The sequence below is a fragment of the Mycobacterium sp. RTGN4 genome, assembly GCF_033804635.1.
Lineage (GTDB): Bacteria > Actinomycetota > Actinomycetes > Mycobacteriales > Mycobacteriaceae > Mycobacterium.
In genome coordinates, this window is sequence record NZ_JAPZLB010000017.1 from 87813 (window position 1) to 98914 (window position 11102).

Below are 11102 nucleotides of genomic sequence, written 5' to 3' on the forward strand. Positions count from 1 at the left end.
AGCACAATGAGGCCACCATCGGATAGGTTCGAGCTCGGCAGTTTCGTGTTTGCAACGGTTTAGCCTCAGCCACGCAATCACGGGGGAGTGACGCCGCCTTGCACCCAGTGAAGACGGCCAAAGAGAAAAGTTGGGCCTTGAACGAACAACGCGAATCATCCACCGACGATGCGACTGCCTCGTCCGGATCGACGTGTGACGTGACCGAGCATTGGGTCGGCGAGGTGGCAATCGTGGCTGTATCCGGTGTGATCGACGCGGTGACCGCACCTCAATTCGACGACGCGTTGCGGGCCGCCGTGGCCAAAAAGCCAGAGGGCCTCGTCGTCGACCTGACTGCCGTTGAATTCCTCGCCTCAGCGGGGATGGGCGTGCTCGTTGCTGCGCACGACGAGGCGGATGACGGCACCCGTTTTTCCGTCGTGGCCGACGGCCCGGCCACCAGCCGACCGCTCAAACTGGTCGGAGTTGCCGACATCGTTCCCCTTTACGCCACCCTCGATGACGCACTGGCCGCATTGCGAAGCTAGACACGCTTAACCAGTGCGTCGACGGGGTACCAGTCTGCTGTCATGATCGATTCAATGCCTGCCGCAGACGTAGCCAACGCCGAACGCTTCGAGCGCATCGGGCTAGCCGCCACGCTCCAGACCGCTGCCCGTACCCGGGAGGAATTCGCCGATTGGCTGCGGCGGTCCTTCGACCTCGACCCCGTTCGACTGAGCGACCTCGTGCTGGCCATCAACGAGGCCTTGGCAAACAGTGCGGAGTTCGCCTACGGGGCGAACGACGTGGTCGGCACCATGGACCTGCTGGCCTGGCATGACTCGGCCGAGTCGTCCATCACGGTCGTCGTCGCCGACCGCGGCGAGTGGCGAATGACGGACACGGCGCCGACGACCCGAAGCCGCGGACGCGGAATCCCCCTGATGCGCGCACTGTCGGACCGCACCGCCATCGAAACGTCCCTCGACGGAACGCAAGTGCGGTTGGTGTGGACCAACGTGCCGCGGCGCTGATCCCCTACGCGGGCAGCCCGTAGATCCCCTTGCCCGTCCCCAAGGGGAGGTCCAGGCTAGTCCGGATACCGGGCGCGGCCGCAATGACGTCGGGGATTGCATTCACGATTCGACCCGCCGCCGCCAGAATGGCCGCATACGGTGCCCCGCCGTTGCGGCTGGTGGGCACGATGTCGACGAAATACGATGGCTCACCAGTGATTTCGACACGGTAAGAGCCGCCGGGGTGTGCGGGTTGCGCCCAGTCCGGGCGCAGGTCAGCGCGGAGCCGCGTGACGTGCTCGACCACGATGACGGGCTCGCCCTTGACCATGCCCTCGATCAGGAAGCGCAGCGCCGCCACGGTGCCCTTGGCGATGCGGCCGGCGGCGACGTCCAGATCTTCTGGTGCCGGCTCTTGCTCGACCGAGTCCCTGATTTCGTCGACCTCGACCCCGAGTCCGGCCGCGAGCTGCCGGATCGCGGTGCCCCACGCGATGCTCAGCACGCCAGGCTGGAAGAGCATCGGGAAGTCCCCGAGCTGGTTTCCGAAACCCATCACGTCGAACATCACCGTCTCGCCGTCGTAAGTGGCGTAGTCGGCGATCTCCATCGTGCGCACCTGCTGGACGCTCTGGCACGTGCTCAACAGTGCGAAGGGCAACAGATCCGTCGCAAAGCCTGGGTCGACGCCGGTGATGAAGACACTCGAATTACCCTCGCGTGCAGCCTCTTCCACCTTTTCGATGTACTTGTCGGGGATGACCTGCCACGGGTATTGCAGCACGCCTGGTGCCGACCCGACGACGTCGATCCCGGCCGCCAGAAGTTGCCGGATGTCGGCCATCGCCTCCTTCAACCGGACATCGCCCATCGCGCAGTAGACGACGCAGTCGGGCTTCGCCGCGATGATGGCGTCGAGCTCGCCGATGGCGGCAACCCCGGTCGTGACGTCGAGGCCCGCGAGTTCACCTGCGTCCTTACCGACCTTGGCGTCCGACGACACCCAGACGCCGCTGAGTTCGAACCGCGGGTCGTTGATCAGTTGGCGCAGGGCCAGCTTGCCGCAGTTGCCGGTACCGATGAGTGCGACGCGAATGGGCATGCCGAGAGTATGCGTGTTCGCCCCTGGAATTGGAACAGGTTCTAATTCGAAAACCGCGTGCGGTAGCCTCTCCGATCATGGGACGCGTGGATGGAAAAGTGACACTGATCAGCGGCGGGGCACGGGGGATGGGTGCGGCTCACGCCAAGGCACTCGTCGCCGAAGGCGGAAAAGTGGTCATCGGCGACATCCTCGACGACGAGGGCAAGGTGCTGGCCGACGAACTTGGCGATTCAGCCCGCTATGTGCACCTCGACGTCACCGACGCCGAGCAGTGGGACGCCGCGGTGAAGGTCGCCGTCGATGCGTTCGGCGGATTGACCGCACTCGTCAACAACGCGGGTGTCGTCGCGCTGGGCAAGATCGGCAAGTTCGACATGGCCAAGTGGCAGCACGTCATCGACGTCAACCTGACGGGCACATTCCTTGGCATGCAGGCCGTCGTCGAGCAGATGAAGGCGGCAGGCAGCGGGTCGATCATCAACGTCTCGTCGATCGAAGGGCTGCGCGGCGCGCCCATGGTGCACCCGTACGTGGCATCGAAGTGGGCGGTGCGCGGCCTCGCGAAATCGGCAGCGATCGAACTCGGCCCGCAGAACATCCGGGTCAACTCGATTCACCCCGGCTTCATCCGGACCCCGATGACCAAGCATTTTCCCGACGACATGGTCACCGCGCCGCTGCGCAGGCCCGGTCGGGTCGAAGAGGTCGCCTCGTTCGTGGTGTTCCTGGTCAGCGACGAGTCGTCGTTCGCGACGGGCAGCGAATTCGTGATGGACGGCGGCCTGGTGACCGACGTCCCCCACAAGGACATCTTCTAAGTACGGGCCCCCTTAAACCCTGATAGCCGAGATCGCGTCGACCACGGCCGCGGGGTTGTCGCGCGCGACGAATGTGCGCGCACCCGGCACCTCCACCATCGTGGCGTTGGGGAACAGCGCCGCGAGCCTCCGGCCGAGCGCCGGGGTGAAGCAGCGGTCGGCCATGCCCCAGACGATCGTCACCGGTTTGGCGAAGCGCGGGAGTCGCGTGGCCACGTCGTTGAGATCCATTGCGCCGACGGCACGCAACAGCGTGGCGAGATTCTGCGCGATGCGCGGGTCGGAGAGCATGGGTTCGATCCAGGACGCGGTGAGTGCATCGTCGCGCTCCAACAGCAGGCCGAACCCGAGCGGTGAATTGCGGATCGCGGGAATGCGCATCGGACCGGCAAGCGCCTTGATCGACCTGGGTCCCCGCATCAGCGCGAAGACGAGGTTGAACGGGAAGGGCGGGAACTTCTCGAAGGCGTCGCAGTTGGTGAGCACGAGTCGACCCACGTCGTCGGGGTGGGCGTCGACAAGCAGCTGGCAGAGGCCGCCGCCGGTGTCGTTGCCGACCAGCGTCACGTCCTGCAGGTCCAGTTCGACGATGAACTCGTGAATCAGCTCGGCGACCGAGACCGGGGTGAGCGCTACCGACCGGTCGACGGGGATCGTGTGCGAGCCCAGTGGCAGGTCGGGCAGGATGCAGCGGAACCCGTTGCGCGCCAGTTCTTCTGCCACCTTCAGCCAGAGCCTGTGGTCGACGAGGATGCCGTGTACGAACAGCACCGGGGGATGGGGCGAATCGTCGGGCCCCAACACGCGGTACTCGATCGTCGCTTGTTCCAACCTGACCTGCGGCATGTGGACTACCCTCCTGATCAACTTACGAACACTTGGTATGAAAGTTACGTGCAGTCTGTATGAATGTCAACGGCAAGCCAGAACAGCGACGAACCCAGGCCGAACGCACGGCCGCTACCCGAGCGCGGCTGCTCGACGCGGGCCGCACGCTGTTCGCCAGCGATGGCTACGCCGCGGTGTCGACCCAGGCGATCGTCGACGCGGCCGGAGTCACGCGGGGCGCGCTCTACCACCAATTCGGTGACAAGGCAGGCCTGTTCGACGCCGTCTACGAGGAGGTTGAACGGGACGTCGTCGCCGCGATCATGACGCGCCTCGCAGCGGCCACCCCGTCCACACAACTGGAGGCCATGCGCACCGGCGCCCGGCTGTTCCTGGAGGAGTGCTCGTCGCCGAAGGTGCAACGGATCGTGCTCATCGACGCGCCGTCGGTGCTCGGTTGGGACCGCTGGCGCGAGGTCGGCATGAAGTATGGGCTCGGGATCGTCGAGGCGATGTTGGTGCAGGCCATCGCGGACGGCGTCATTCCCGCCCAGCCGACGCGTCCGGCGGCCCACGTGCTGCTCGGTGCACTCGACGAGGCCGCGCTCTACGTCTCGCGCGCCACCGACCCGACCGAGGCGCTGGAGCAGATGTTCGCCGTCTGCGATCGCCTGATCACCGGGATCGCCGCCAGGTGAGCACGCCCATGGGCACGGCAGGCACAATGCTTGTCTACGCACTGGGCGAGGCGGGGCGCCACCATCACCGGAGGAGGTACGGCAATAGCGACAGCGCTGCGCCGAACCTTCGGTTTGGGCACCGTCGCCACGCTCGTGATCCTGCTGGCCGTTTGTGCCGGAGACCTGCCGCGATTCGTGCAGCCCGAACGTCCCGCGGCTCAACTCGAGCTGTCACGCGGGTGGACGCTCGCATCGGCTAGGGACACCAAGGCCGACGGCGCGACCATCTCGACGCCGGAGTACCGCGACGCTGACTGGCATCGGGTGCACTCGATGCCCGCGACGGTGCTGGAGGCACTTCGGGCCGACGGCACCATCCCGGATCCGTACTACGGCACGAACATGCTCAACGACGTCCCTCAGGATCTGTATCTGCAGGACTGGTGGTACCGCACGACGTTCGAAGCGCCCGGCGGCCACAGCACCTACCAACTGAACTTTCCCGGGATCAACTATCGGGCCGAGGTGTGGTTGAACGGCCACATGGTGGCCGGGCCACGAGAGATCGTCGGCATGTACGTCGATCACCAACTCGACGTGACCCCGTGGATCAAGCGAGGCGGTCCCAACGTGCTCGCGGTCAAGGTCACCCCGGAGCGGGCGCTCCAGGACATCGACGGCGTCGAGCTCGCCGACAGTTGGTTCGACTGGATCAACTGGAACTACATCGGTTACCAGGGCCCTGGTAAGAACCCCGGCTACGGCAACTCGTTCGTGCCCGATCGCAATGCGGGCATCTGGAAGCCCGTGTACCTGCGCATGTCGGGCGACGTGGCGATCGGCGCCTCCACCGTGAACACCGAGTTGCCGCTGCCGAAGACCGACAGCGCGCAACTCACCATCCACAGCGGCCTCCACAACTTCTCGCAACGTCGGGTCCGCGGGGTGCTTCGGGCGACCATCACCCGTCCCGGCCAGCCCGACGTCCATGTGCAGCAGGACGTCACCCTGGGGCCCGGTGAGCAACGTGAGATCAGCTTCGCTCCAACCGATTTCAGTGCACTCACCGTGAACCACCCGGACCTGTGGTGGCCGTACACGATGGGCGCTCCGAATTTGTACGATCTGCACCTGGAGTTCCGGCAGTTCGACCAGGCCGTCGACGAGAGTCGGTTGCGCTTCGGCGTGCGCACCATCACCCAAGGCCGCGATGACGACGAGCAATTCCCCGAACTCGGCAAGGGCGGAAGCTTCTACCTGCAGGTCAACGGCCGCAACTTCCTGGTCCGCGGCGCCACCTACACACCCGATCTGCTGTTCAGGTACGACCCCGACCGCGAGGACGCGATCCTGGCCTACGTCAAAGACCTCGGACTCAACATGTTGCGGTTGGAATCGAAGATTCCCAACGAGGAATTCGTGGAGCAGGCCGACGAGCTCGGCATTCCACTGATGGTCGGCTGGATGTGCTGCAACCAGTGGGAGAAGTGGCCGCAGTGGGACGACGAGGACATGGCCGTCGCACAGGACAGCATGCGATCGCAGCTGACGATGCTGCGCTCCCACGCCTCGGCCATCGTGTGGGCCAACGCCAGTGACGGGCATCCGCCCCCGGCGGTACTGGAGCGGTACCGGGCCATCCTGCGCGACGTCCATTGGCAGAACGCGGTCGTCGATACGGTGTCGTCGTACTCCACGACGCCCGACGGCGAGCGGGTATGGGACGGCATTCAGATGGCCGGCCCGTACACATGGCGTCCGCCGTCGTACTGGTTCTCCGGGCGCTACCCCGCGGCCAGGGGTGCGTCGGCCGAGCAGGGCGACAACGAACACATCCCGCCCTTCGCCAGCCTGGTGAAGTTCATTCCGCCGGACAAGCTGTGGCCGATCAACGACACCTGGTCGTTCCATGCCGGTTCGAACCCGGGAAACGCCGCATTGACGAGCATCCAGCGCGTGATCAATCGACGGTACGGTCCATCCAGCGGCGCTGAGGAGTTCACGCGCAAGGCGCAACTCGCGCACTACGAATCGACTCGGGCCCAGTTCGAAGCCTTCGCCGCGCTCGGATGGGCCGGCCACAAGATGTCGATCTACTGGATGCTCAACAGTCATTGGCCGTCGTTCTTCGGCAACCTGTTCGACTATTACCTCCGCCCCGGTGGGGCGTACTACGGCGCCAAGAAGGGTCTGCGCCCGTTGTCGGCGGTGTTCGATTCGTATGCCACCGGCGACGGCACTCAGGCCCGAGTCAGCGTCGTCAACCAGAGCCCGAACGAGGCCGCGAACGTCCACGTTCGGGTGCGCGTATACGACCTCCAGGGCAAGCTGCGAGACGACCGCACGTCGGATCGGCTGACCGTCCCGTCCGGAGCTGCCGCGCCCGCGCTGACGCTGCCAAGGGAGGCGCGTGACTCGTCGGTGTTCTTCGTCCGGTGCGAATTGCTGGACGCCGCGGGCGACGTCATCGGCGAGAACGTGTACTGGCAATCGCAGCGGAACGACGACGTCGGAGACCCGGACCGTGACTTCGCCTTCGACGCCAACCAGGCCACCTGGGCGGACATGACATCACTGAACTACCTCCCTCGCGTACCCTTGGGCGTCACCGCCGAGCGCACCACCAACGGCGCGGGGCAGCAGGTGGCCACGATTAGGCTGCACAACGCCACCCGACGGATTGCGTTCTTCGAGCGGGCCGAGCTCACCTCGACCCGGGACGGGGACGAAATTCTGCCGATCGAGTACGACGACAACTACGTGACCGTCTTCCCCGGTGAGACTGTTACGGTGCGGGGAATCGTCCCCAGCCCGTACGCAGCGGCTAACTGGGTCCGCGTCACCGGATACAACACGGCACCGGTCGTCGTGCCGGTTGCATGAGACGAAGGAGCACAGAGATGGCCGGATCTAACGAACGCACGGCGCTTGCCGAGGCCTCCGAGGGCGTGGGCTGGCAACGCAGGGTGGACGAGCGCGTTGACATCTACGTGCGCGGTCCCGTCCGCGTACGGGTGATCTGGCAAGGCGACGACGCGATCAGCGGAGGGTCGCGGTTTCAGGACGACGTCATGGAGTCCTACTCACGGGACCTCACGACGGTGAAGGGTTGGCTCAGCCGCTAGTCAAGCGACGATCAGCCAACCAGCCACGAACGCCGAGAGGCAGCCCAGGCACACGACGTGGTCGACGAGCACCGACCGCGCCAGCCGGGTCTGTTCCTCCGCCGTGCCGGTGCGGTGCCCCAGCCGAACCGCATTGGGAACCGTGCGCACCAAGGCGAGCAGTACCGGCGCCGCCGCAAGGACCCCCGCAACCGCAAGCCACCACGCGGGATCATCGCCGAGTGCGGCACGGAAACCCCACGCGGACAACATGATCAGCATCACCAGTGCGATGAGGTGACTCATCGGCCTGGCCGTCGTGGTGGCCCGGTGATAGTAGTCGCCGATGGAGGCCAGCACGGGTTCCGGCAGCGTGTTCCGACGTCGGTGCGCCAGCACCTGGACGTCGAACATCAGGTCCATCCACAGCACGGCGATAAGAAACCCGCTGCACCCGATCAGCACCGGCAAGAGCACACCCACGATGCGAACCTACGGGTCGCGAGCAACCTTGAGTCAGGAACGGCGATCGAGTTGTGAGGCTTCGCAATCCGCCTCGTCAGCTGACGTAGCAGCTGCCCGTCGGGCGAACATCGCCCGCATCGCGGAGGCCGCGACCGGCACGATCGACAGCGTGGCGATCAGCAGCACCATCCAGTCCAAGTGCGCGCTGATGAACGACACTCCGCCCAGGTGATACCCGACGACCGTCAGCCCGGCCCCCCAGGCCGTCGCACCGATGACGTCGTAGGCGAGGAACACTCGGTAGCGCATGCCTGAGGCCCCGGCGATCACCGGCGTGAAGGTCCGCACCACGCCGATGAAGTGCCCGATCACGATGGTCTTGCGACCGTGCCGCTCGAAGAACTCGTGCGACGACGTCAGGTAGTGCTTCTTGAAGAACCGCGCATCCTCTTTCTTGAACAGCGCCGGACCCAGGCGCCATCCGATGAAGTACCCGAGCTGGCCGCCTGCCACGGCAGCCACCGCCGCGCAGGGCGCCAGCGTCCAGATGTCCACCGGCGCGCCGTCCTGAGCCGCAAGCAATCCCGCCGTGAAGAGCAGGGTGTCGCCTGGCAGGAAAGGGATCAACAGCCCGGTCTCGACGAACACGATCAGCATGACGCCGGGCAACACCGCCGAACCGAACACGCCACCGGCGCCCAGCCAGTACATGGGGTCCAGCACCGAAGGCAGAGCCATGGCGCTGGTCGTCACGGCCGTTCAAGCTAATGCGCGCACGTTTCCAGGTGGCAAACGGCAGGTGGCTCACTCGAATTCGATGTTCGGTGGTTGGCTTCCTCATGCGCCACTCCGGCTCGTGACACCGCGTCGTAGTGTCATACCCCGTGAGTGTGCGCGCAGGCATCGTCGTCACGGGAACCGAAGTGCTGACCGGGCGGGTCCAGGACCGCAACGGCCCATGGCTGGCCGACCAGTTGCTCGAACTCGGAGTGGAACTGGCTCACATCACCATCTGTGGCGATCGTCCCGAGGACATCGAGGCCCAGCTACGCTTCCTGGCCGCCGAGGGCGTCGACCTCATCGTCACCAGCGGGGGACTGGGCCCAACCGCCGACGACATGACGGTCGCGGTAGTGGCGCAGTTCTGCGGCCGCGAACTGGTGCTCGACACGCAGCTGGAGCAGACGATCGCCGGCATCCTCAAGAGGCTCATGGGGCAACGTGAGGGCGTTGATTTCGATGCCGTGATGGCCGCCAACCGCAAGCAGGCCATGGTCCCCGCGGGCGCCCAGATACTCAGTCCGGTGGGGACGGCGCCGGGTGTCGTGGTGCCGGGTTCGGGCCAGCCGACGGTCGTGGTGTTACCCGGCCCGCCGCGCGAGCTCCAGCCGATGTGGCCCAAGGCGGTCGAGACCGCGGCCGTCCAGCAGGCGATCGCGGGCCGTACCGTCTACCGCCAGGCCACGATCCGCATGTTCGGACTGCCGGAGTCTGGACTGGCCGAGACGCTGCGCGACGCCGAACAGAACGTCCCCGGGTTCGACCGGCTCGAGATCACGACGTGCCTGCGCCGCGGCGAGCTCGAGATCGTCACCCGCTACGAACCCGACGCCGCACCGGTGTACCAGAAAGTCCTCGGTGTGCTTCGCGACCGCCATGGCCGCGAACTCTTCTCGACCGACGGGGCGCTCGTCGACGACCAGGTCGCCGAGATGCTGGCCGGCCGCACCATCGCCACGGCGGAATCGTGCACCGCCGGAATGGTCGCGGCCCGACTGACCGACCGCGCAGGCTCGTCCGCGTACGTCGCTGGCGGCGTGGTGTCGTACTCGAACCAGGCCAAGATGGACCTGCTCGGCGTCGCAGCCGAGCTTCTGGATACCCACGGAGCGGTGTCGGAGCCGGTCGCCGAGGCGATGGCCGCTGGTGCGTTGCAGCGCTTCGGCGCGGATACGGCGGTCGCCATCACCGGCATCGCGGGGCCAGGAGGCGGATCTGCCGAGAAGCCGGTCGGCACAGTCTGTTTCAGCGTAAAGCTCGGGAACGGGTACACCGACACCCGCACGCTCCGGCTTCCTGGCGACCGCTCCGACATACGCGAACGCTCGACGACGGTCGTGATGCACATGCTGCGACGGGCGTTGACCGCCACCGACGCCCAGTGACCCCATGTCGTTCTCGCTGACCGACGAAGAGCTCGATGCGATCCTCGACGAGCTGCCTACACTCGCCGGGCAAGAGCGGCGACTCGAGGAGCTCTCCGGCGGACTGACGAACCGCAACGTCAAAGTCACCACGCCCAGCGGAACGTACGTCGCGCGATGCTCAGGCAACTCTTCGGGGCTGCTGGGTATCGACCGCGACCAGGAGCATTACAACTCCCGAGCCGCCGCCGATGCCGGGGTGGGCGCCCCGGTGCTCGACTACCGCCCCGACCTGGGCATCCTGCTACTCGGATTCCTGAACGGGACGACGTTGTCCAACAACGATTTCCAACGGCCAGAGGTGCTGACCAAGGCAGCCGCGGCGATGCGCAAGCTCCATTCCGGACCACGCTTTCACGGCACCTTCGACATGTTCGAAAAGCAGCGGCGCTATCTCAAAGTCGTGCAGGACAATGGCTTTCGATTGCCGAGTGACTACCTGGAGTTCGCCGATCACTTCGAGCGCGCGAAAGTGGTGCTGACGGCCACCCACCAGACCACCGTCCCGTGCAACAACGACCTGTTGGCAGCGAACTTCGTCTCCGACGGCGACACCATGTGGCTGATCGACTACGAGTACTCCGGCAACAACGACCCATGTTTCGAGTTGGGCAACACCTCATGCGAGTGTCAGCTCTCCGCCGAGCAGCGCGAGGAACTGGTGACCGCCTACTACGGTCGTAGGCTGCGCCACAAGATCGCTCGCGCCCGGCTTCAGGGCATCGTCGGCATGTACGGCTGGGCGCTATGGGGCTGTATTCAAAACGGTTCGAGCCCACTGGACTTCGACTTCTGGGGATGGGGCATCGAGCGGTATGAGGCTGCCGTTGCCGAGTTCAAGGGCCCCGACTTCGACAGGCTTCTCGAAGACGTTCAAGCAGCGGACTGAAAGGCGAC

General features: G+C 65.7%; 12 protein-coding genes. 8 read left to right on the top strand and 4 right to left on the bottom strand.

Translation table 11 applies throughout. The features are described from left to right. Window positions 1-200 precede the first annotated feature (200 nt). Both SLQ30_RS28155 and SLQ30_RS28160 read left to right on the top strand, forming a co-directional pair. On the top strand, window positions 201-530 hold the full coding sequence (locus tag SLQ30_RS28155) for an STAS domain-containing protein (protein WP_319450168.1): 330 nt from the start codon (window positions 201-203) through the stop codon (window positions 528-530). A gap of 42 nt (window positions 531-572) precedes the next feature. After that, window positions 573-1019 (top strand): ATP-binding protein, encoded by a 447-nt coding sequence (locus tag SLQ30_RS28160; RefSeq protein WP_319450079.1) that lies wholly within the window; start codon window positions 573-575, stop codon window positions 1017-1019. A 4-nt stretch (window positions 1020-1023) separates the two neighbouring features. Here the strand turns inward: SLQ30_RS28160 and SLQ30_RS28165 are convergent, their stop codons facing one another. Further along, entirely contained in the window at window positions 1024-2103 is a 1080-nt protein-coding gene (locus SLQ30_RS28165) for a diacylglycerol kinase (protein ID WP_319450078.1), read from the bottom strand. 77 nt (window positions 2104-2180) lie between these two features. Between SLQ30_RS28165 and SLQ30_RS28170 the strand changes: the two genes are divergently transcribed. Beyond that, window positions 2181-2924, top strand: coding sequence for a glucose 1-dehydrogenase (locus tag SLQ30_RS28170; RefSeq protein ID WP_319450077.1), 744 nt, complete (start codon window positions 2181-2183; stop codon window positions 2922-2924). A 12-nt stretch (window positions 2925-2936) separates the two neighbouring features. On the opposite strand, the gene SLQ30_RS28175 is transcribed toward SLQ30_RS28170, so the two are convergent. Continuing rightward, window positions 2937-3770 (bottom strand): alpha/beta hydrolase, encoded by an 834-nt coding sequence (locus SLQ30_RS28175; RefSeq protein WP_319450076.1) that lies wholly within the window; start codon window positions 3768-3770, stop codon window positions 2937-2939. 59 nt (window positions 3771-3829) lie between these two features. Here SLQ30_RS28175 and SLQ30_RS28180 point away from each other — a divergent pair, with 59 nt between their 5' ends. The 3 genes from SLQ30_RS28180 to SLQ30_RS28190 are packed head-to-tail and all read left to right on the top strand — an operon-like array spanning window position 3830 to window position 7557. Continuing rightward, entirely contained in the window at window positions 3830-4450 is a 621-nt protein-coding gene (locus SLQ30_RS28180; RefSeq protein ID WP_319450075.1) for a TetR/AcrR family transcriptional regulator, read from the top strand. Window positions 4451-4480: 30 nt separating this feature from the next. Then, entirely contained in the window at window positions 4481-7315 is a 2835-nt protein-coding gene (locus tag SLQ30_RS28185) for a glycosyl hydrolase 2 galactose-binding domain-containing protein (protein ID WP_319450074.1), read from the top strand. Window positions 7316-7332: 17 nt separating this feature from the next. Further along, window positions 7333-7557 (top strand): hypothetical protein, encoded by a 225-nt coding sequence (locus SLQ30_RS28190; RefSeq protein ID WP_319450073.1) that lies wholly within the window; start codon window positions 7333-7335, stop codon window positions 7555-7557. Here SLQ30_RS28190 and SLQ30_RS28195 read toward each other — a convergent pair whose 3' ends face one another. After that, window positions 7558-7959, bottom strand: a complete 402-nt coding sequence (locus SLQ30_RS28195; RefSeq protein WP_319450167.1) for a hypothetical protein — start codon at window positions 7957-7959, stop codon at window positions 7558-7560. Window positions 7960-8052: 93 nt separating this feature from the next. After that, window positions 8053-8754, bottom strand: coding sequence for a DedA family protein (locus tag SLQ30_RS28200; protein ID WP_413468204.1), 702 nt, complete (start codon window positions 8752-8754; stop codon window positions 8053-8055). Window positions 8755-8885: 131 nt separating this feature from the next. Here SLQ30_RS28200 and SLQ30_RS28205 point away from each other — a divergent pair, with 131 nt between their 5' ends. Together SLQ30_RS28205 and SLQ30_RS28210 are read left to right on the top strand one after the other, a co-directional pair. Beyond that, window positions 8886-10166, top strand: a complete 1281-nt coding sequence (locus SLQ30_RS28205; protein ID WP_319450072.1) for a competence/damage-inducible protein A — start codon at window positions 8886-8888, stop codon at window positions 10164-10166. Between the two features lie 4 nt (window positions 10167-10170). After that, a complete protein-coding gene (locus SLQ30_RS28210; RefSeq protein ID WP_319450071.1) occupies window positions 10171-11094 on the top strand; it encodes a choline kinase family protein in 924 nt (307 codons plus the stop codon). The last annotated feature ends 8 nt before the right edge of the window (window positions 11095-11102 follow it).

Excerpts from the sequence above, each read along its gene's own strand:
- SLQ30_RS28190 (WP_319450073.1), top strand. The coding sequence starts at position 7,333 with ATGGCCGGATCTAACGAACGCACGGCGCTTGCCGAGGCCTCCGAGGGC.
- SLQ30_RS28160 (WP_319450079.1), top strand. The coding sequence starts at position 573 with ATGATCGATTCAATGCCTGCCGCAGACGTAGCCAACGCCGAACGCTTC.
- SLQ30_RS28165 (WP_319450078.1), bottom strand. The coding sequence starts at position 2,103 with ATGCCCATTCGCGTCGCACTCATCGGTACCGGCAACTGCGGCAAGCTG.
- SLQ30_RS28180 (WP_319450075.1), top strand. The coding sequence starts at position 3,830 with ATGAATGTCAACGGCAAGCCAGAACAGCGACGAACCCAGGCCGAACGC.
- SLQ30_RS28195 (WP_319450167.1), bottom strand. The coding sequence starts at position 7,959 with ATGGACCTGATGTTCGACGTCCAGGTGCTGGCGCACCGACGTCGGAAC.
- SLQ30_RS28175 (WP_319450076.1), bottom strand. The coding sequence starts at position 3,770 with ATGCCGCAGGTCAGGTTGGAACAAGCGACGATCGAGTACCGCGTGTTG.
- SLQ30_RS28170 (WP_319450077.1), top strand. The coding sequence starts at position 2,181 with ATGGGACGCGTGGATGGAAAAGTGACACTGATCAGCGGCGGGGCACGG.
- SLQ30_RS28210 (WP_319450071.1), top strand. The coding sequence starts at position 10,171 with ATGTCGTTCTCGCTGACCGACGAAGAGCTCGATGCGATCCTCGACGAG.